This window comes from Mycobacterium sp. 050272, assembly GCF_039023525.1.
Classification (GTDB): Bacteria; Actinomycetota; Actinomycetes; order Mycobacteriales; family Mycobacteriaceae; genus Mycobacterium.
Genome location: NZ_JBCHKV010000017.1, coordinates 1 through 19,967, shown reverse-complemented (window position 1 = coordinate 19,967; position 19,967 = coordinate 1). Strand labels below are relative to the sequence as shown.

Here is a 19,967-nt window from a genome sequence, read left to right as displayed (position 1 = left end):
GGTCCGTGCGGCCATCCGTCCGAATAACCCTGCGGGGGAAGCAGATACCCGGAAGCGGCCGTCGACAGGCGGGCAGAACTTGACCCTCAAACGACGGCCCGGCTGGGTATGGTGAGCCCGTGGAGGGAAGGGAGTTCGGTCGCTACCGGCTCGTCGAGTTGTTGGGCCGTGGCGACCTGGGGGAGGTGTGGCGGGCGCATGACACCGAGACCGGCAATCGCACCGCTGCGATCAAGCTACTCCCGCCACAGCTGGCTGCCGATCCCGCGATCGCGGAGCAGTTCCGCCGGGAGGCGGCCGCGGCGGCACGGTTGAACAACGCGCACATCGTTCCCATCCACGACTACGGCGAGATCGGCGACCAGCTCTACATCGACATGGAGCTCATCGACGGGCGCAACCTGCAAGAGGTGTTGGCGAACGGGCCGCTCGAGCCGGCTCGTGCGGTGCGCATCATCGGGCAGGTGGCTGACGCGCTGCACGCGGCGCACGAGATCGGCCTGGTCCATGGCGATGTCAAGCCCTCCAACATCCTGATTGATCGCGACGATTTCGCTTACCTCGTCGATCTCGGGATCGCCCGGTTGGCGCCCTGGTACGAAACGCGGTTGACGAACTCCGACAACGAGCTCGTCAGTTGGCATTACATGGCGCCCGAGCGATCCGGGGCCCGCGAGGCCGACGCCCGCGCCGACATCTACTCGCTGGCGTGTGTGCTCTATGAATGCCTGACCGGGCAGCCGCCCTTCGCCGGTGATACGTGGCTGTTCGCCGCGCACCTGAGCACACCGCCGCCGCGACCGTCCGTCACCCGGCCCGGCGTGCCCCCGCGCCTCGACGACGTCATCGCCACCGGCATGGCCAAAGACCCCGCCAACCGGTATGCCACCACCGTCGCGCTGGCCGACGCCGCGGACGACGTCATCACCGCCACCACGCGGGCACCGGTCAGGGCCAGACACGCGGTGCCCGATACGCAGGCACAGCCGGTACCGCCGCCGGAGCCAGAGCCCAACCCAGCCGCGAACGGGTACCTCGCGGAGTCCGCGCCACCGGTCAGTTCGTATCTCGCTGAGCCGCCGCCACCGGTCACCTCGTATCTCGCGGTCGAAGCAGCACCCGCCGACGAACCGTCTGATCTCGAACCGTTCCAGCAGCCCTGGCCCGACGACGCCGACACCCCGGCGCGGCGCCCGTGGTGGCGCCGACCGGTCATCGTGGTTCCAGCCGCGCTGGCGATGGCGGCCGCCGTGGTGCTCGCCTTCGTCGTCATCGTCGGGCACCTCGAGACCCATGACGTCAAGCCGTCAACTCAACATCGCGATCCCTCGTACGGCGCTCAGGTCACACTGCCGTTCAATGGGCTTGGCCACCCCGCGGATGTGGAGGTCGATCTCGCCGGCAACGTCTACGTCGCCGACGACATGAACAACCGGGTGCTCAAACTGGCGCCGGGCTCCAGCGCTGCGATCGAACTTCCCTTCACGGGCCTCAACTCGCCCGAGGGTGTGGCGGGGGATAGCGCCGGGAACCTGTATGTCGCGGACACCAACAACAATCGGGTGCTCAAACTGCCGGCCGGCTCGAGCGCCCCGATCGTGTTGCCGTTCACCGGCCTGCACCGGCCCCAGGGTGTGGCGACGGATGACGCGGGCGCTCTGTATCTCGCCGACACCGACGCCAATCGCGTGCTGGAGCTGCCGGCCGGCTCGAGCACCCCGATCGAGCTGCCGTTCAGCGGCCTCAACGCACCCGAAGGGGTGGGGCTCGACAAGGCGCGCAACGTCTTCGTCGCCGACTCGGGCAACAGCCGGGTGGTGAAGCTGGAGGCGGACTCAAACCGCCAGAGCGTGGTGCCGTTCAGCGGCCTGTTAACCCCGGGCGACCCCAGCGGCGTCGCGGTGGACGACGGGGGCGACATCTTCGTCACCGACTACACCGACAACCGGGTGCTGAAAATGGACGCCGCGACGCAGCGGCAGAGCGTGCTGCCCTTCGTCGGGCTCAACCACCCCAGCGGTATCGCAGTGGACAAGGCCGCCAACCTCTATGTCACCGACTACACCGGCGACCGGGTCGTCAAGCTGCCCGCGAAGTGAGGCACCCGGCGAGCGAAGAGTTGGCCAATTGCTCACATGGCCGAAACCCGGTCATGGCACGGTGACCGCGTGACAGCCGAATCGTGGGTCAGCCAGTCGCGCGCGGTCGATCGATTCCACAGGTCCTGCGAGGCCGTCGTCAGTCGGCTCCCGTTCGGGCTCAGTTCGATCATCGCCCCGACGTTCCTCGGCTTCTGCGTGATCAACGGCTTCACCTTCAGCGTCGATCTCGTGCTGCTCACCACGCTGCGCGACGGCCTCGACCTTCCGGTGCCGGTTGCCGTCACCGTCTCCTACGCGTGTGCCTTCGCGCTGAGCTACGCGCTCAACCGCACCTTCAACTTCCAGTCCCACGGCGCGGTCGGTTCGCAGCTCGCGGTCTACGTCGTCGTGGTGGTCGTCAACTACCTGGCCTTCATCCTCGGGGTGACCACGCTGTTGTCGGCTATCGGGCTGCAGTACCAGCTGTCGCGAATCGTTGCGGGCATGTGCGAAGCGGTGTACATGTATAGCGCGATGCGGTGGGTGGTCTTCCGCCGCTGACTGGAGGCGAACCTTGAGCGAGCACGAAGTAAAGATGATCATCTTGTCGACCGACGACTTGGACGAGTCGATCCGGTTCTACAGCGAGATCCTGGGCATGGCGCTGAAATTCCGCGACGGCGCCCACTTCGCCGCCCTCGACGGCGGACCCGTCACTCTCGCCCTGGCGACGGACGTCGACCATCCCATACCCGGGCAGGTCGTCGTCGGTATCAAGACCGCCGATGTCGACGCGGCGGCCAAAGCTGTTGAGGCCAGCGGCGGCGGCATCGTGAAGGGCCCGTACGACGACGCCCACGAGCGCCGTGCCGTCGTCTACGACAACAAGGGCAACGGCGTGGTCTTCTACACGCCGTTGGCTCGCTGAACGACGTTCGGCCGCAACGGCATCAGGCGGTGCGATGTCGCTTGAGCTGAGATTGGCCGCCGTGGGAACCGGTGGCCTGGAAGATAATCCGCTGTCCCACTTTCACGGCGTGATCGGCGAACCGTTCGTAGTAACGGCTCAACAGCGTGCTGTCGACTGCGGCGGGGACGCTGTGCGACCACTTCCGGTCCATCAAGATGGTGAACACGAGTCGATGTAGCGCGTTCATCGCATCGTCGTCGTGGGCCAGTTCGGCGGCTTGCTCGGCGTTTCCGGACAGCACGACCCTGCTCGCGTTCCGGCTGAGATCCACGGCGATGCGGCCCATTTCGGCGAAGTAGGGCTTGATGTCGTCCGGGATTGCGGTGCAGGGGTGTCGCAGCCGGACCGTGTCGGCGACATGCAGCGCCAAGGCGGACATGCGATAGACGTCGGCAACGTTTTGCAGGCTACCGAGAACCGCCCGTAAGTCGCCGGCGACCGGAGCCTGCAGGAGCAGCAGGGTGTAGGCGTCATTCTCGATCTCGGTAGCCCGAACGATGACGTCCGGGTGCGCGCTGATCACGGCTTCGGCCAAGACGATGTCCGGGCCCAGCAGAGCCTCGGTGGCCTGAGCCATCGCGGTGCCGGTGAGGTCACACATGTCGGCGATGCCTCGCCTCAGTGCGTCGAGTTGGTGATGAAACGCGGTCCGCATGATCGACTAGCTGGTCGCGCCGGACGCCCAGCCGATCGCCATCAGGCGACGCTGTGCGCGATCGAGATTGATCCTCAGACTCATAGCCCGCGGGATGCCACCATTCGGTCCCGCTAAACGTGAACGTTGGACAGCGGTCGGCGACGGTGCGGCGAAGCCTCTGACCTGCGCTGTCCTGGGCTCGAGCGGTCCGATCTTCGGATCTGCGGAAGAACTCGCGAAAAACGGCACGCGGATCGCGGGCGAAAGCTAGCATCGTTTGATGGCCGACGAGGCGGCCACCGGGAGGATCCTCGGTGGCCGCTTCACTTAATTTTTCGGCCGACACCCCTCAAGTCTGGTTCACGCAAGCCTTCACGCTGCGTCCCGAATGTGCCTGCGTCCCAAGGTTTTACGGGATTCTGTAGCGGGTTCCCGGGGTATCCGCCGGCGGCGCATTGGCATTACCCCGCTACACCGCACCCAGGAGTTTCAGAAGATCGCGGACTCGGCATCACGTTCGCCGTCTTATCACAAACCCGGGTTAGCGGAGCGTGGAATTCGGCAGTTCGTGTGGAATTCATACGGCCGGGAGGTGTGCGGCCCAGCAATTGGCCTGGACTTCTGGCCGTATGATCTTGATTGAGGATTTACTTGATCGTGACTGGTGATTAATCTGATCTTGATTGCCACATTATTGATCTTGAATCGTGTGGCAATTAGCGGCCCGTTAATGGACAAGTCGCCCCCTGGTCAATGGCAAGTCGACCGGCTTGGGCGGTGTCCATCAGCAACCGGAGGCCGCGAATGCCATCGGCGGGCCGCAGCCGCCGAGCCTAGCTGCTGTTCAGTTCATCGCGTCGGGGTCGCTGGCGCGTCGGCCGGCAAAACGAAGCACCGGCGTCGACCGCCGGTGCTTGGTAAAAGTTCTGGCTAGTGACCTATGTAGTGGTAGCCCAGCTTTGTCTGGCCGTCGGACGGGGAGTCGCAAGTGGAGCACTTGATGCCGCCCGCGTTGCCTGCGCATTCGCTGAAGCAGCCAACGTTGCCGAAGCCAAAAACGAGCATGAATGCACCGATCACGGCCACCACCACTAGCGCTATCGTCTGCATTTCGTCCTCCCGCACAAAGAATAGATTTTTAGCAGCCGATTGTTCTCGAACGTAGGGCATCTAACTCGCCAAAATCAAGTAATCCCAGCAGCTTTAGCGCTATCTCCTGGCAACCAATAAATTCTTGATAAATCCCCGAGTCTGTCTTAATCGGGGAATTCATACCGAGGCCCTCCGATGTTCCGAAAAACGGCTCAGAGATAAGGCCTCGAGTCTGAATTATCCGAGAAACCCATACCTACGGCCTCTTTTTGACGGCGGCGTCACAACTGTCGGAATGTCACGGTTGTCATGGTGGCTCGAAGCCCGTGACGACGGGGTGAAGTGCGTTGCGTCCCTCGCGCCTTTACGCTCCGGCTACCGATGCAGACCTTCGAGTGCTGCCTTGTCAACCGGGAAGGGGATCCGACCGTGACTGACATCAAAATCGATGTGGAACAGTTGACGGTCTCGGGAAGGCAAGTGAGCGATCAGGCCGAGGATCTGGCGGCAGGGTTCCTCACGGCCGACAACCGGATCGAGGCGGCTCAGTACGGATGGGCCGGTACGTCGGCCCTGGCGCTGAGCGCCAGGGTTGCGCGCTGGCTGCCGGAGTCGCAGGCGTTAGTGGGCAAGGTCGGCGATCACGGATTCGCGCTGCAAGACGCCGCGGTCCTGCATGCGGCGGCCGAGGCGCAGCGAGCGCGCGCACTCGCCGGGGTCGCTGCCAGAGCTGCCGCGGTCAGTGGCCGCGGCTGAGAACAGTGGGGTATGACCTTATCGGTCGCGGACATTGACCGCTGGAACGCCGAAGCGGTGCGCGAGGTGTTTCACGCGGCCTCCGCGCGCTCGCAGAACGCCTTCGGCACCTCGCGTGAGTTGGCGACGCTCGCGGTGTTCGCCAGCTGGGAGGGTGCATCCCGCGATGCCGCCGCACACCAGAATGCGGCAGTGCGGCAAGACCTCGACGCGCATGGGAACGAAGCGCTCGCCGTCGCACAGGCCGCCGAGAAAGCCGCCGGCGGAATCGACAAGGTCAAGGCCGAGCTTGCTACGTTGCGGGCGGACGTGGCTGCCGCCCGGCTGCACGTCGACGCCTCGACCAGTCAGGTGCTGGCGATTCCCCAGCTGCGTTACACCGCGGCCGAATGGGCGAAGATGCAGACGCAGCGCGCCGAGCTGCAAACCCGATTGGACGCGATCGTGGCCGAGGCAAACGCCGTCGACCAGGAGTTGGCGACGGCGATCAATATGGCCGACGGCGACGCGCCCATTCCGCCCGGTCCGCATGACAACCGACCCGACGTGCAACGGGCATTGGAGCAGCCGCTGCCGCAGGATCCCAAACAGTTCGCCGACCTGTGGAACAAGCTCACGCCGGAGGAGAAGGACTGGCTCTACAGCCAGGACCACAACATCGGCAATCACCCTGGGATGCCGTGGGATCCGCAGGATCATCTCGGCAAGGATCACTACAACCGGCTTCATCTGCCCGAGCTGCAGCAGCAGACGCAAGCCGACGTCGACCGTCTGCAGCACCGCGTCGACGAACTGGCGGCCCGGATCTATATGGGCGATCACACCGAAGCGACGACCGGTGAATTCAACGCACTTGCTCCCCAACTGCTGGCGGCCCGGCACAGCCTCGACGGCTATCGGGCGGTGCAGACGGCGTTGAACCGCAACGACGGCGTGCGGCGCTACCTCGGCCTGATCGATAACCAGGGCCATGGGGCGGTCGCGATCGCAAACCCCGACTACGCCCGTCGCAATGCGATCTTGGTGCCCGGCACCGGCCAAGACCTCGCGACGTTCGAAGGCAGCGACCTCAAGTCTTTGGCGATGTACAACTCCGCGATGGCGGCCGACCCGAACTTGAGGCCGGGCGATGTCGCGGTGACGACGTGGATGGGCTACGACCGTCCGATGGATCTCGTCGAGGCGGCATGGCCCGATCGGGCCCGGACGGGTGCGGGCGCGTTGGATGCGTTCGAGAGCGGGCAGCGCGCGTCCCACGTGGGCACGCCGTCGATCGACACGGTGATCGGGCACAGCTACGGCTCGACGTTAGTCGGTGCGGCCGCATCTGGAGGCCATCATCTGGACGCCAACAACGTCATCGCGGTCGGCAGCCCTGGGATGTTGGTCAAGCACGCTGGTGACCTGAGCCTGGATCCCGGCGCGAATGTCTATGCCATGCGAGCCCGCAATGACATCATCGAGTTGGTGACCGACATGACGCTGGGGCACGATCCGACCGCCGACGACTTCGGTGCGAGGCGGCTGTTCGCGGCTGCCGGGCCGAGCAGTGACCCGCTCGGGGTGACACCGAGCGTGGCGGCCCACAGTAGCTACTGGAGCGAGGGCAACCCGGCGCTGCTCAATCTGGGCGCCGTGATCGCCGGTGTGCCACCGCCCCAGGCTATTCCGAGTGGGGGAGGCTAAGCGTATGCGCCGCACATGTGCTCTGTTGGTGGTCATGCTCGTCGTTGCCTGTAGCCACGAACGCCCGCTGGGGTCGCCCACACCGACCGGTGCCACGCCCATTGGAGGACCACCCGTGGAATCAACGCCACCGCCACCGCCCGGCTGGAAGCTGGAACCCGTCATCCCGAAAACCCAACAGCAGGCCCAGGATACGGTGATCGGTTACCTCAAGAAGACGCTTGCGGCGCTGCCGCCCGGAACCACGCTTGACGCCAGCCGTTACAGCGGCGGCGGCACCGTGCATCCGTGTAAGGATGTCGAAACAGGCACGCCACCAATGGAATTCGCGACCAATGGTGATCTGACGCTGCCGGCCGGTGTCGACACGAGCACGATCGTCGCCAAGGCCGGGGACATCTGGAAGAGCTGGGGCTGGCAGGTGTACGAGCGGGACGGCTTCTACAAACCCAATCGATTTGGTTACGCGCCCGACGGTTACATCCTGCAAATTATCGCCCGGTATCAGCCGGGCTATGCCCCGACGCTGCAGGGTGTCTCGCCGTGTTTCCCGCCCGACCTGCCCGCGGAGCGCAGCCCCTTCCCGACGATCCTGACGGGCTCCTGAGCCCAGTCGGGTCGGTTCAGTCGCCCCACTCATCCTCGCCGAGGACATCGACGGTCAGATCGTTGTCGGCAGCGCCTTTTGTCCCGTAGGCGAAAGTGATCAAGGTGCGATCCTCGGGCAGGGCCTCGACGGCGACGACGGTGGCACGCCCGATCTTCATTCGTATCCGGTCGCCTGGCCTCAACTCGTCGACACGCTTAAGAGGCACAGCGTATGGCACCCCCTACCCAGACCCGCCGCTGACGTCGGCGGGACACAACTGCATTATGGAGCAGGCGTGCGTGTCGGTGTTTCTTTCCGGTGCTCGGGTGCAACCTGGAAGAGATCGGGCAGTTCGAATATCTGTTGAGCGGATCGAACTCGCGTAATACATTGTGCGTCAATGTATTACGGAACGATGTCCCAACTTTGAGCCGGATCATCGCCGCAATAGCGGGTGGACACCCAAGTCCCAGGGCCGGGTCCGCCGAGGACGGCGAGGCAGAGCCACCCCGGATCGGTCGAGTAGTGACCGTTGTTGGGGTCGTAATGCCAATTCAGGTTCCACATTCCGGTGCAGGGCGCGAGGTGCGCAAACATAGTGTTGCCCTGCGGATTTACCAGGCACCCCCCGCCGAAGGCCACGTTCTGCAGCTGTAGGCCATTGAAAAACCAGCGCTGTGTGTCGGAACCATTGCAGGGGTTGACCACTACCGCGGCCCACCAGTTCCCACCCGGGGCGTCCAAACACGCATCGCCCATTCGGCTTCTTATCTGGACCGGGCCGTCGGCGCTCGCCGAGCCAGCACTCAACACCGCGATGCCGAGCACCATGGCGACGACAGCAAGGGCTCGACCGTTGATCAACCGCACTGTGCGCTCCTTGCTCAGCCGTCGATGTGCGCCGTTCAGTGGGCGAGACGAGACCTGAGGGGGCGCTGTCGGCAAAATCAAATCACAGGGCCGTCAGCCACGAGTCGGAATTGACGCCCTTGCGAATACGCGGGGACTGAGTCGTGCACCTACCGCACCCAAGGGCGATGACAGTGGCGCCATCTCAGGGCAGACCGAGTTTCGTCGCCTTCATCTCGAGATAGGGGTGGGCCATGCGTGGGTCGACGCCGGCTTTTGTCGCGGCGGTTTGGGTGCCCTCTTCGCTGCGGTGCAAAATGACGTGGTTGCGCTCGCTGGGTGTCAGTGAATTGAACCATCCATCAAGCTTGTGACCGTCCTCCTCGAGCTTTGCCCTCACTGAGTCGTCGAGCTTCCAGGTGGAGCTGCCGTTCCACTGGGCTTCGTCTACGACCGCTTGGTCTATCCCGTGCTGTTTGACCTGGGCCAGAATGCGTTCGACAAACTGAGATATGAGTGACTGGCGCGGGTTGTTCAGCAGGTTGACCCGGTCGTGCAAATTCAGCGTGTAGAACCACGACAGGTCCACCGGTCGCGCGGGAAATTCGGGCATGGTGGAACGGTAGCCTAGCGTCGGATGCCGCTGCTGACGCGAAACAGTCGGGTCGGCGGCCGTCGATCCTGCGGAGCATTGATCCGCCGATAACTGGATTGACGTGCGTAAATACTGGTGCGCGATACTGGGATTGAACCAGTTCAATCAGTTTGCTAGCGTGGATGTTGTGACCAGCGCAAATAGTGGATTTACCTGCGTTGACACCGCTCAGTGTAGCAGCATGTTCCGGAAAGTTGTTGGAAAGTTGATACAGTCTCGTTAGCTCACAACGAGTTCACGGAGTTCACGCCAGTACTCACCGAAGTATCGCAGAGAGGCTCGACGTGGTCAGGGGAGAAGGGCGCAAGTCGCAGAAACGCGGCGCCTTCGGTACGGCGCACAAGCTCCCCAGCGGCCGCTATCGGGCCATGTACCACGGGCCCGACGGCCGCCGATACTCCGCGCCCAAGACGTTCCTGACCGAGAAGGACGCCCGCGGCTGGCTGTCGCTGCGGCAGGCGGAGATCATCCGCAAGGCGTGGGTACCGCCTGAAGCCGACGAGAAGCCAGCGCCCAAGCTGACGTTCGGCAGTTACTCCAAGACGTGGATGGCACAGCGCGACCTCAAAGACCGCACCCGCGAGCACTACCAGAAGCTTCTCGAGGACCACATCGTGCCGACGTTCGGCGGGCTGCCGATCGCGGCGATCACCGCCGACGACGTCCGAGCCTGGCACGCCGCGCTCGGCACCAAGACGCCGACCCTGCGCGCCCACTGCTACGGGCTGCTGCGCACGATCATGGGAACCGCGCTATCCGACGGCAAAATCAATGTCAACCCGTGCGTAATCCGCGGCGGCGGCACCGCTCGACGCGTGCATAAGATCCGGCCCGCGACGCTCGACGAAATAGCGACCATCACCCAGGAGATGCCCGAGCAGTACCGGGCGATGGTGCTACTGGCGAGCTGGTGTGCGCTGCGGTTCGGCGAGCTAACCGAGTTGAGACGCCGCGACATCATCATCGTCGAGCCGGCCGACGAGCAATTAGACGCGGCCGCAGTCGATTCAGAGGAGCAACCCGAGTCGTACGGTGTTGTTCGTGTCGAGCGGGCCGTCGTGCGGGTCGACAAAGGCTTTCAGGTCACCAGCCCGAAGTCGGACGCCGGCCGGCGCGATGTCGAGATTCCGCCTCACCTCCTGCCGGCAATCAAGGATCACCTTGCCCGGTTCACCGGTCCAGAGAAAGGCGCGCTGCTGTTCCCGGCCGCGCATGGCGGCCACCTTGCCCCTGCCAGCCTCTACCGCCAGTTCTATAAGGCGCGCTCGACCGCGAAGCGAGATGATTTGCGCTGGCACGATTTACGGCACAGCGGGGCAGTGCTAGCCGCAGCGACCGGCGCCACGTTAGCCGAATTGATGGCCCGTCTGGGACATTCAACACCCCAGGCCGCGATGCGCTATCAGCATGCCGCGCAAGGCCGCGATCGCCAGATAGCCAAGCTGCTCTCGAAAATGGCTGCGCCCACAACGTGAAACTTGACGGCGCTTTTCGGCGTGTTGCTTGCGCATAGCGGAAAGTAGTACTAGTTGTAGAGATACCTGCTCCGCAGGATTGTGCCGACGGGCCTTATACGGGATCTGCATGCCGACGGGCTTACGGGCTTCACCATCGTCGATACGTGAGACGTTAACCCTTGGGAAGTAACTGAACCGCGCCGATTGCGGCATGCCGGTTCGCTACCACACACCCAAACAACACCCGCGTTGGAGCGTGATCCCGTGGCGTCCTCGCCGACCCGAACCGTCGATTCACCGTCAAAACCCAACCGCGCCAGCCGAAAAGAAGACTCACCTTCGCCGGCGCCTCGGTGGGCGTCTCTACAAAAAGCCGCCGAGTACCTCGATCTAGAAAGTGTCCGCACCGTGCGCGGGCACATTGCGTCTGGCAAGTACCGCGCATACAAGCTGAACGGACGCGTCATCCGTGTCGACCTCAACGAAATCGACGCTGCCATGCAGCCTTTCGGCGGTGGTGGTGCGGCCTAATGTCCGAACGAAAAGGGCCGGGTGCCAACCCCCGGCCCAACTCGACGACGCCAATCGCTGCGCCCCAGTCTAGCGCCTCGGAGGCTCACACCACGAGCCAACAGGTGTCATGGGCTGAGGCTCATCGCTTTATCGATGCCATTGTCGCCCAGGCGAACTCTGGTCCGCTGCCGATGGCGGGGACCCCTACGTGGTGCGCGCTGGCGGACGGCGATCTGCGGAAGCTATTGGCGCTGGCCGTGGCCGGCGAACATCACGTACTGCGGATAGAAGTCGCCCAAACCGCTCGGGCCGACGCGAGTAGAGCTATCTCGACGGCCGCTAACTGGGCTGCCGTAGCTCACGAGGTCAATCAGCTCGATGCCTTCTACCGCCAACGTCCCTGGCTACGGCGCGGGGGAGTGGCATAGGGTGGCTATCTCATACGGGCAGGATTATCCCGAGCCGGAATGGCCCGATAGCGCGCAACGCGACCTCTCACCTGTCCCAAACGGGGCACCTGAGCAGCACTCGGGACAGGTGCGTATGGCCTATCGGTTGGCTGAAAACTTCTGTGAACGATTACTTTTCGTCCATAGTCTCGGTTGGCATTTTTGGACCGGGAAGCGTTGGGCGTACGACGATCGTGGTGCGGCCAAGCGAGCGGTGATTGAAATCCTACGGGCGGCGCTCGCCGAATCGCTTGACGACAAACAGCTCCGCACCGACGTGCGCCGATGCGAGTCGGCGGCCGGCGTATCCGGTGTTCTCGACATCGCTTCGGCACTAAGGCCTTTCGCCGCGACGGTGCGAGACCTCGACGCCGATCCTTACCTGCTGAATGTCGCGAATGGCGTGCTGGACCTGCGCACCATGGAATTACGCAATCACTCTCCTGCAGATCGAATCACCAAGTCGGCCGCGGGCGGCTATTACCAGGACGTCAAATCGGCGCGTTGGACAGCGTTCCTGGAACGCGTGTTACCCGACCCCGAGGTGCGCGGGTTCGTGCAGCGGCTGTTGGGGATCGGTTTGATCGGTGCCGTCCGGGAGCATGTCCTGCCCATTATGACTGGAGTCGGGGCCAACGGAAAGTCGGTGCTAGACAAAGCGATCCGTTACACCCTGGGTGACTACGCATGCACCGCCGAGCCGGATCTCTTCATGCACAGAGAAGGCGCACACCCCACGGGGGAGATGGACCTGCGCGGCGTCCGATGGGTGGTCGTCAGCGAATCCGATAAGGATCGCCGGCTTGCTGAAGCAACGATGAAGCGTTTGACGGGCGGTGACACCATCCGAGCCCGCCGTATGCGCCAGGACTTCGTCGAATTCACACCCAGCCACACACCGCTGTTGATCACGAACCATCTTCCCCGGGTGTCGGGCGACGACGAGGCGGTCTGGCGCAGGCTGCGGGTAGTGCCGTTCGACGTCGTGATTCCCCCTGAGGAACAGAACCGCGAGCTGGACTCTCAGCTGCAGCTAGAAGCCGACGGCATCCTCTCCTGGGCCGTGGCGGGTTATCAGGATTACTGCGAGCGCGGGCTTGATGAACCCGCGTGCATCCGGGAAGCCACTGACACCTATCACCGCAACAGCGACGCCATCGGCCGATTCATCGCCGATCGCTGCATCATCGGCTCCCAGATGAAGGCAACCACGGGCCAACTCCATGAAGCGTTCGCCAAGTGGCAGACCCAAGACGGCTCGGAACCGCTGAGTCAACGCGCCTTCGGCGCGGCCCTAGACAAACGCGGATATCCGGCCGGCCCAGTCAGCAACAGCAAGCGCTGGCGCGCGGGCATCGGCATCCGACCGGAATTCACTGACGCTGAGGACGAGTCATGAACGGGCCCAACAGTACGCAAAGTACGCAGTTCTGGTTCGCCCCATGCGCGCGCACACTACAGGACATACCGGAGATACGTACTTTGCGTACTTTCCGCAGGTCAGAGCCCCAACAACAACCTACACGGTTGGTGAACTCATGAAAGGGCGCCCCGTACGCGCGGCGTACGACGACACCGGCGCCCTGGACGTCTCGTGCAAGCACTGCGGCGCAACGCCAGGACAGTGGTGCACAAGACCGGATGGACGAGTGCGCCGCGTTCCTTGCGTCGACCGCGCGGCAGCCGGTATCGACACGGGCGACGGAAAGCCATACCCGCCGCGCGACTTCAGCGAGCCCCTGCATGAAAGGCCGCTACTGCCATGACTTCCATCGACTGCCACCTACTCGATCCAGAGCGTCGCGCATCCCTGTGCTGCGAAGGACTGGCCGGCTACTCGGCCGCCGTCGCAATAGACGTCGACGGCAACGAACACCTTGTTCTCGCCGCGGCGGCCGCGATGGGTGACGAAACCGTTCGCTACGACGCGTCGTGCCCCACCGTCACCCACGAACAACTCGGCCCCCTACCACCGCGGTGGCGTTCACGCGTCCAGCTCGCGCCGTTGCGATGCGGCCGCCCAACCAAATCCGGGGCCGCATGCCGAGTCGAAGTAGCCAACGCCGGCCGCACATGCGGATGGCACCGCACAACACCCGCAGAAAGGAATCCAACACCATGACCACCAACAACTTTGAGCACCACGAGGGCATTGACCTGCGACCGATCCTGGGTGCGATCGCCCGATCCTGGCAGCGCATCCACCCTTCTGACCTCACGGCAGACGAGGCCCTCAAGCTGTTGACCATCTTCATGGGCATCGAAAATCGACTCGACAACGCCGAGAGTGACATCGCGCCGGCGGACCGCCCGAAACTACGGCTCATCGACGGTCACGTTGCGAAACCCACCGACGTCGACAACCAAGCCTTCACACCAGTGACCAGCACCGACACGACCCCAGGGGGTGGGGCATGACCCCTCGCGAGGGTAAGGGGAGACCGCCGGGGGGTAGGGAAATTCCCCGTGCCGCAAGTTAGACGAAAAGCGCGGAAGGCCCTGGCCGGGTTTTTGGTGCCGCGAATTGTGTTGTCCTGCAACGTGTTTCCCGATTCACGCGACGTTGGATTTGGTTGCGGGGCAACAGGTTTCAGCAGGTCGCGGCGGGTACGCGCTGGTCGATTCCTGTGGGGCGATCGATGACCGGCCGGCGCGGCGTTGAGCTGCCTGAGTACCTTGTCGGGCCGGTGCTGTACGCGGTGAGCAATTTCATCCGGCAGCGTCCCACCGTGCCGGCTGAGGTGCGGGAAGCGCATCGCTGGCTGACTTTGATGTCCGCTGCCGGACATCAAAGTTCGGGCAGTGAAACAGAATTAGAACCGGATGACCTGATCGGCACCGCCGAAGCAGCTTCTCTCCTTGGCTGCAGCGCTAGGCACGTGCGGAGGCTCCAGGCCGATCTCGACGGGGCACAGCCGGCGGGATCGACACACCTGGTGTTCTCGCGGCGATCTGTCATCCGCTACGCGGACAGCAGAAGGGAACACCGTGAGTTGGTTAAGCGACGCGATCGCGACGAGCACTGATGACATCGGTGCCGCGATCACCAATACCGCGAACCGACAGAAGATCAACGATCTCAAGGTCGCGTACCGTCGGGCCTGCGATAACGTCCGTGGCGATGTGAGCCTCAGCGAGCTTGGTCGTCAACAGGTGATTGCGCGGATCTGGAGTAACACCCGCGCTGAAATCGCCCGTCTGCGACAACTCGACTTCGATAGCTTGGTTCAGCGATACAACTCATTGGAACGCACCGTGTTTGGGACGGCCGGCGCATCAACAGGAGCGGACGCGGTGTCTTTCCGTGATGCAGTGGACCGGGCCGGCCAGCTTGATAGCGTCGAGGCGGCGGCGAAGATGCTTGGGACCGCTGAACTTTCTGGCGATGCTGTCCTCGCCAAAGCTGTCGTGATGCGGGCCTGGGAATCCCGATGGGACGTAATCGTTGACAAATACGCGAGTACTCACGCCACAGTCGCTGACAAGCTCGCCGAGTTGGTCTCCCTGCGAAAGGCGCTTGACGGCATCGCATCTCGCCTGGGCGGCGCGATCGGTGCCAGCCTGCCCCGGCCTACGGAGCTCGCCAACCTGAGCCTTGCTCAGATCTCCGAGTACGCCGCTGCCGATCCGTCACGCAGTCTCGATGCCATTCGGGCGGCACGGCTCACCGGCGACGCCACTCCGGATGAAGAAGAAGCCGCCCGGCGACAGGCGGTCGACGAGGCTCGAGCTCGCACGGCCGCTGAAACGGGGGGCGGGGCATGAGCGTCACCATCGTGGCGTCGCCTGACGAGGTCCCCGACGATCGGCCCATCACGAAGCGGCTGCATCAGCGCATTCTGCTCGACGATGGGATCAATCCGCAGGCACGCACCACCCGCGCGCTGCTCGCCGCGATCGCGGAACTCGAGGCGGCCATCGCTAGCCAGCCGAAGCCCCAACGGGACAGCAAAACACCGCGCCTCGGGGATGGGGAGCGACCCGGCTGATGCCTCATCGCGTGCGCGTCTGTTCAGTCCCAGGATGTCCAGGCCTGCAGCCTGAGTCGCGATGCGAAGACCACCGCCGCGAGAGCGACCGCTTCCAACGCGCCACCACGCCGACCAAGGTCGCCCGAGACGCAGACCGAGCACGACGCAAAGCCGCGGTCGACGCCCACCGCGCCCAGCACGGCGACTGGTGCCCCGGCTTCAACCGGCCGCCGCACCACAGCACCGACCTCACCGCCGACCACATCGACGAGATCAGTCGCGGCGGCGCCCCAGACGGAGAGCTTCAGGTCCTCTGCCGCAGCTGCAACAGCCGCAAGGCCGGCACGCGAAAGAATCGCACGCTCAGGGGTCGATACCGAGCCGGGCCCACAAGTCTTCGGCCGACACCGTGACCCCAGTTCGCCGGCGCACGCTTCGCCGATCCCGGGCATCTTCGACAGCCTCAAGGATCCGATCGAGCAAGCGGTGTAGAGCGCGCATCACTGCAGTCTACGAGCCACGAAGGTGAACGACGCGTCGCGCAGCACGCCGCCGCACATCGCTTTCGTCTGTCGCCACAACAGGGCGCGGTCACCGATGGCCGCGGCCGTCTTCTCCCAGCAGCTGCAGCAGCTCGGCTTAAGTGACACGGTGTGGGTTTCAAGTGCGGGCTCGAATCCCTTTGGTGACGATGTGGATTCGCGGGCCGCGCGAGTGCTGCGCGGGCGCGGTTACCTCGTGCCGAAGCATCGGCCAACCAAGCTCGACAGCGACCCTCTGGGCGCTGATCTGGTAGTGGCACTGGGGGTTGAGAATGTGACCGCCCTGCAGCGGCGAGGGGTCAGCGACGACCGGATCCGGTATGTCGAGGCCAAAAACCCTTGTGTTGCTCCTGATTTCGAGGCGGCGTTCGACCGGATTGATGCTGCGATGCCTGCTCTGCACGCATGGGTGGCAAAGCGTCTGCAGATCAAACGGTGGTCGGCGGGCGAGTTTTGGCGCTGGTGGAAGGTCACACCAGATGGTGTGCTTGCTTCACCTGTCGGCTCCTATCTTTGGCCGGCAGTCGAATTCGAGGCGTTCTGTCCGCATGACGGCGATGCCGGCTGTTGGTGCGGAGCTTATGCGTTCACCACCGCGACCGATTGCTGGGCCCACATCCACGCCACAAAGGCGTTCGCAGGTGATCTGCTTGACCCATCTCAGTTTCCGGCCGTTGTGCTGGGACAAGTGCAGCTGTCGCCGGATGCACGCCTAGTGAAGGGCGGCATGTCTGCGGCAGGTGCCAGCGGTGGCCTGGTGCGGTCTGCATCGCCTGAGTGGAAGGCGTCCGCTTGCCGAATCACCCGCCTGTACGCCGCTGGCGGCATCGCCGAGCAGTTGGCCGCGCGGTACGGCGTTCCTGTCCATCCTGTCACCGATGCTCGCCGGCGGCCGCGGGGCTTGCCCGGCGATGGCAACGGCTGGGTCTCCGCTGGTGGCGAGCGCCGCTGGGGCCTGTACGGGGCGGCGGGCCTGCTGCTGTGGGCGCCGCGCCCCGATGGCAAAACCGCAATCCTGCTGCAGCATCGAGCGCCAAGCACCCATCACGGAGAAACCTGGGGCCTGCCCGGCGGTGCCCGTGACAGCCACGAGACCCCAGCCGAGACCGCATTGCGCGAGGCGCGCGAGGAGGCCGGCGTGCCCAACAATGAGATCCGGTTGCGGGCCCAGCTCGTCACCGACCGCCCGGCCAGGACCGATTGGACCTACACCACGGTCGTCGGCAGTGCCGACTATCTACTGCCCACACGGCCGAATAGTGAGGCCCTGAGGTTGCGCTGGGTGCCTGAAAACGAGGTAACCGGCCTGCCGCTACATCCCGGATTCGCGGCCAGCTGGCCAGCACTTCGCAAACTGCGACTACCAGGAATGCCCGAGTCAATTCAGATGTGTGAAACGGGCCCCTGGAACGGACTGGGCAGCTATCGTCCGTAGCCATGTCTGGCGAGAACATCAGAGACCTTGCGGACGAAACCGCTCGGGAGCTGCTCCAAGCAATCAAGAAGGGCGCCGTTGAATTCCAAACCCCGGCGTACCTCGAGCAGCTCGCGAATGCGTACGCGACCGTAGTCGGGGCGGCTCCTAAACCGAGGTCGGCTTCGCCGCAGGCTTTCGTCGGCTGAACGGCCACCACGTGGCGGAGCCGAGCAGAAACAGGATCAACAAGTGCGGGGAGTTGGTCCGCCGCGTGGCGTACGAGCATGAAGCCATCTCAGAAGCGGAGCTGGATGAGGCGCTTCAGGTCATCCACGACTTCCGGGAGGCTCACGCATATCCGCTGCTCAAGATCAGGAACGGCTTGACGAGCATGGTGCGCACCGAGTGTGCGGATGACGTCATAGGCCAGCGGCTGAAGCGAGTACCGCGCATCATTCGAAAGCTTCAGCGCACCGTTGGTTCGCCGACCGGGAGAACGATGCTCGCTCGGCTAGAAGACATCGGTGGCGTTCGGGCCATCTTGCGGAATGGGGATGAACTCAATCGCGTGCGCCGACGTATAGAGAAAAACTGGAAACATCAGTTCCGCCGCGATGCGCGCGACTACATCGAGTATCCGAAGGAAATCGGTTATAGAGCAGTGCATTTCGTGGTGGTGCGCGACGATCGGGCGATCGAGGTGCAATTGAGAACCCGAGGTCAGCAGCAATGGGCTGAAGCTGCGGAGACAGCTGATGCCCGACTTGGCCATCGGGGCGTAAATCTCAAAGATGGCGAGGCTCCCGCGGAGATGCTGGAATACTTCGCATCGACCGGTGAGTTGATTTATCGGCGCGAATACGGGCTATCCGTATCCTCGGAGCTTAATGCGAGGGTCCGTGTTGCCCGCGAGGCCGTGATCACCGCGGGGTTCTACAGCAGGTAAGATTGAAAAATACCAGGTCAGAGAGGGGATGTAGTGGCCAAGGGTGATGCCGTGTATTTCCTCCTCGTCTTCAGTTTTGACGAGGGTCGACTGATCCACCGCAACGAGTACGTCAACAGCGACGAGGCGATCGCTGCGTACAACGCTGCCGAAAAGCAATATCGACCTCACCTGGACAAATACGAGATCGTCTTGATCGGCGCCGACAGCATCGACACCGTGATGAAGACCCACGGGCACTACTTCAACCCCTCCAAGAGCTCAATCTTCTCGGAGTTCCTGCGAGACCCGATAGTCGCCTAAGCGGTTCACTGCTCAGTGGGTCAGCTTCGAGCGTCGACACGCGCTGAGCGGGTAACGATTCCGGTACTCGCATCGGCACCCTCACCAGGCAACAAGCAACAAGCGTTATCGAATCGTTACTTTTTTTCTTTCCATTGTCGGTGCCTAGCGCTACCGTCGCCCATAGCCGGGTGTTTGAGAGCTCGCCGCGGATCGCCAGCGGTGCTGCCACCGCCCTCCCAACGGGATCGGCCCGCGGGAGCTCTCAAACACCCGGCGTCCGTTTTGGGCATGCGTTGCATGGAAACCAGGCCTGATCAATCACCAGCTTGTTGTGGGGCATCGACATGATCCCTAGCGGTATCGCGCAGTCTTCGCTGTTGCGGATCTTGTGCCAGACGCTCAGCAGGTAACTCGGTTCGGTGTACCCGAAGTCGCCGCCGGGCCACAAGGCGGACTTCAGGAAGCCGCAGAACAGATCCGCGGCCTGGCTCTCGAGATAACGACCCGCTGACACCCACCTGAGCCCCTGCTCCATGTGGAAGGGGATCCTCGGGTCTGACGACGCCTGCCACTTGATGTATGACTCTGTGACTGTGTGGTCGTGGTGCCTGACGTGTCCGAATCGGGTCAACAGGCGCGCCGAGTCGCCATGCCAGTTTCGGGCTGCCCAGATCGTCGACTTGTACAGCTTGTACGCGACGTAGTTGTAAAAGCGATCGCGGTTGCCAACGTACGAGGACGGCGACAGCTCGCTCTTGATGGCGTACACGTAGCACACCTTCATCTCGTCGACCGCCCCGAGCACGTCGGCTGCACGCCGCCGCCTGTCATGGGTTTTGACGTGCTCTTTCCAAGACATGGGCTTATTCGCCGGCACGCCAAATTCGCTCCGGAGCTGGTTGACCGCGGCACGCAACTTTGGGGCGCCCACGTCATCGACCAGGACAGCAGACATCCCGAAGATGGGGCTTGAGGTCGAGGAATTGTCAATACCTGTGGATCGGCGTGTTTCAGGCGACCTCCGTTCCGGCTTGCTGATCGCCGTCTGAGGGCGGTGTCGGTGGGGTGATTT

Annotated in this window: 22 protein-coding genes and 3 pseudogenes; 19 read left to right on the top strand and 6 right to left on the bottom strand. The window is 63.6% G+C overall.

Annotated elements, in window-relative coordinates:
• The first annotated feature begins 119 nt into the window (after positions 1 to 119).
• The 3 genes from AAHS21_RS25315 (at position 120) to AAHS21_RS25305 (ending at position 3,009) form a co-directional block, all read left to right on the top strand.
• Positions 120 to 2,099: a serine/threonine-protein kinase PknD gene (locus tag AAHS21_RS25315; protein ID WP_342930283.1), complete on the top strand. Its 1,980-nt coding sequence runs from the start codon at positions 120 to 122 to the stop codon at positions 2,097 to 2,099.
• Between the two features lie 69 nt (positions 2,100 to 2,168).
• Complete coding sequence (locus tag AAHS21_RS25310) at positions 2,169 to 2,642, top strand: GtrA family protein (protein ID WP_342930282.1); 474 nt, start codon at positions 2,169 to 2,171, stop codon at positions 2,640 to 2,642.
• 13 nt (positions 2,643 to 2,655) lie between these two features.
• Positions 2,656 to 3,009, top strand: coding sequence for a VOC family protein (locus AAHS21_RS25305; protein ID WP_342930281.1), 354 nt, complete (start codon positions 2,656 to 2,658; stop codon positions 3,007 to 3,009).
• Positions 3,010 to 3,031: 22 nt separating this feature from the next.
• Here the strand turns inward: AAHS21_RS25305 and phoU are convergent, their stop codons facing one another.
• Entirely contained in the window at positions 3,032 to 3,706 is a 675-nt protein-coding gene (gene phoU / locus AAHS21_RS25300) for a phosphate signaling complex protein PhoU (protein ID WP_342930280.1), read from the bottom strand.
• 1,503 nt (positions 3,707 to 5,209) lie between these two features.
• On the opposite strand from phoU, the gene AAHS21_RS25295 reads away from it, so the two are divergent.
• The 3 genes from AAHS21_RS25295 (at position 5,210) to AAHS21_RS25285 (ending at position 7,829) form a co-directional block, all read left to right on the top strand.
• A complete protein-coding gene (locus AAHS21_RS25295) occupies positions 5,210 to 5,536 on the top strand; it encodes a WXG100 family type VII secretion target (protein WP_342930279.1) in 327 nt (108 codons plus the stop codon).
• A gap of 12 nt (positions 5,537 to 5,548) precedes the next feature.
• Positions 5,549 to 7,222 (top strand): alpha/beta hydrolase, encoded by a 1,674-nt coding sequence (locus AAHS21_RS25290; RefSeq protein WP_342930278.1) that lies wholly within the window; start codon positions 5,549 to 5,551, stop codon positions 7,220 to 7,222.
• 115 nt (positions 7,223 to 7,337) lie between these two features.
• Complete coding sequence (locus tag AAHS21_RS25285) at positions 7,338 to 7,829, top strand: hypothetical protein (protein WP_342930277.1); 492 nt, start codon at positions 7,338 to 7,340, stop codon at positions 7,827 to 7,829.
• Between the two features lie 16 nt (positions 7,830 to 7,845).
• Here the strand turns inward: AAHS21_RS25285 and AAHS21_RS25280 are convergent, their stop codons facing one another.
• The 3 genes from AAHS21_RS25280 to AAHS21_RS25270 form a co-directional block, all read right to left on the bottom strand.
• Positions 7,846 to 7,989, bottom strand: coding sequence for a hypothetical protein (locus AAHS21_RS25280; RefSeq protein WP_342930276.1), 144 nt, complete (start codon positions 7,987 to 7,989; stop codon positions 7,846 to 7,848).
• A 227-nt stretch (positions 7,990 to 8,216) separates the two neighbouring features.
• Positions 8,217 to 8,642 carry a ricin-type beta-trefoil lectin domain protein gene (locus tag AAHS21_RS25275; protein ID WP_342930393.1) on the bottom strand — a complete coding sequence of 142 codons (426 nt, stop codon included), beginning with the start codon at positions 8,640 to 8,642 and terminating at the stop codon, positions 8,217 to 8,219.
• 223 nt (positions 8,643 to 8,865) lie between these two features.
• Complete coding sequence (locus tag AAHS21_RS25270; protein ID WP_342930275.1) at positions 8,866 to 9,273, bottom strand: hypothetical protein; 408 nt, start codon at positions 9,271 to 9,273, stop codon at positions 8,866 to 8,868.
• 326 nt (positions 9,274 to 9,599) lie between these two features.
• On the opposite strand from AAHS21_RS25270, the gene AAHS21_RS25265 reads away from it, so the two are divergent.
• From AAHS21_RS25265 to AAHS21_RS25250, 4 genes and pseudogenes are all read left to right on the top strand, one after another.
• Positions 9,600 to 10,790: a site-specific integrase gene (locus AAHS21_RS25265; protein WP_342930274.1), complete on the top strand. Its 1,191-nt coding sequence runs from the start codon at positions 9,600 to 9,602 to the stop codon at positions 10,788 to 10,790.
• A gap of 315 nt (positions 10,791 to 11,105) precedes the next feature.
• Positions 11,106 to 11,303, top strand: a pseudogene (locus AAHS21_RS25260) (helix-turn-helix domain-containing protein); the annotation flags it as partial.
• A complete protein-coding gene (locus AAHS21_RS25255; protein WP_342930273.1) occupies positions 11,303 to 11,713 on the top strand; it encodes a DUF2742 domain-containing protein in 411 nt (136 codons plus the stop codon). The pseudogene AAHS21_RS25260 and the gene AAHS21_RS25255, both read left to right, overlap by 1 nt.
• 115 nt (positions 11,714 to 11,828) lie before the next feature.
• The gene (locus AAHS21_RS25250; protein ID WP_342930272.1) at positions 11,829 to 13,133 is read left to right on the top strand and encodes a phage/plasmid primase, P4 family; all 1,305 of its coding nucleotides are present in this window, start codon (positions 11,829 to 11,831) and stop codon (positions 13,131 to 13,133) included.
• 384 nt (positions 13,134 to 13,517) lie between these two features.
• Here AAHS21_RS25250 and AAHS21_RS25245 read toward each other — a convergent pair whose 3' ends face one another.
• Complete coding sequence (locus AAHS21_RS25245) at positions 13,518 to 13,685, bottom strand: hypothetical protein (RefSeq protein WP_342930271.1); 168 nt, start codon at positions 13,683 to 13,685, stop codon at positions 13,518 to 13,520.
• A gap of 167 nt (positions 13,686 to 13,852) precedes the next feature.
• Between AAHS21_RS25245 and AAHS21_RS25240 the strand changes: the two genes are divergently transcribed.
• The 9 genes and pseudogenes from AAHS21_RS25240 to AAHS21_RS25200 all read left to right on the top strand — a co-directional run bounded on the left by AAHS21_RS25240 (position 13,853) and on the right by AAHS21_RS25200 (position 18,913).
• Positions 13,853 to 14,152: a hypothetical protein gene (locus tag AAHS21_RS25240; protein WP_342930270.1), complete on the top strand. Its 300-nt coding sequence runs from the start codon at positions 13,853 to 13,855 to the stop codon at positions 14,150 to 14,152.
• Positions 14,153 to 14,373: 221 nt separating this feature from the next.
• The gene (locus tag AAHS21_RS25235; protein WP_342930269.1) at positions 14,374 to 14,760 is read left to right on the top strand and encodes a hypothetical protein; all 387 of its coding nucleotides are present in this window, start codon (positions 14,374 to 14,376) and stop codon (positions 14,758 to 14,760) included.
• Positions 14,723 to 15,499 carry a hypothetical protein gene (locus tag AAHS21_RS25230; protein ID WP_342930268.1) on the top strand — a complete coding sequence of 259 codons (777 nt, stop codon included), beginning with the start codon at positions 14,723 to 14,725 and terminating at the stop codon, positions 15,497 to 15,499. The genes AAHS21_RS25235 and AAHS21_RS25230 overlap by 38 nt, the downstream gene beginning before the upstream one ends.
• Complete coding sequence (locus tag AAHS21_RS25225; protein WP_342930267.1) at positions 15,496 to 15,723, top strand: hypothetical protein; 228 nt, start codon at positions 15,496 to 15,498, stop codon at positions 15,721 to 15,723. The genes AAHS21_RS25230 and AAHS21_RS25225 overlap by 4 nt, the downstream gene beginning before the upstream one ends.
• Positions 15,723 to 16,118, top strand: coding sequence for an HNH endonuclease signature motif containing protein (locus AAHS21_RS25220; protein ID WP_342930266.1), 396 nt, complete (start codon positions 15,723 to 15,725; stop codon positions 16,116 to 16,118). The genes AAHS21_RS25225 and AAHS21_RS25220 overlap by 1 nt, the downstream gene beginning before the upstream one ends.
• A 112-nt stretch (positions 16,119 to 16,230) precedes the next feature.
• Positions 16,231 to 16,551: pseudogene (locus AAHS21_RS25215) on the top strand (protein tyrosine phosphatase); the annotation flags it as partial.
• Between the two features lie 597 nt (positions 16,552 to 17,148).
• Positions 17,149 to 17,598, top strand: a pseudogene (locus AAHS21_RS25210) (NUDIX hydrolase); the annotation flags it as partial.
• A 337-nt stretch (positions 17,599 to 17,935) separates the two neighbouring features.
• On the top strand, positions 17,936 to 18,610 hold the full coding sequence (locus AAHS21_RS25205; protein ID WP_342930265.1) for a RelA/SpoT domain-containing protein: 675 nt from the start codon (positions 17,936 to 17,938) through the stop codon (positions 18,608 to 18,610).
• Positions 18,611 to 18,643: 33 nt separating this feature from the next.
• Positions 18,644 to 18,913 (top strand): hypothetical protein, encoded by a 270-nt coding sequence (locus tag AAHS21_RS25200; RefSeq protein ID WP_342930264.1) that lies wholly within the window; start codon positions 18,644 to 18,646, stop codon positions 18,911 to 18,913.
• Between the two features lie 244 nt (positions 18,914 to 19,157).
• On the opposite strand, the gene AAHS21_RS25195 is transcribed toward AAHS21_RS25200, so the two are convergent.
• Positions 19,158 to 19,967 (bottom strand): hypothetical protein (locus AAHS21_RS25195; RefSeq protein ID WP_342930263.1); only part of this gene is annotated, 810 nt, incomplete at its 5' end.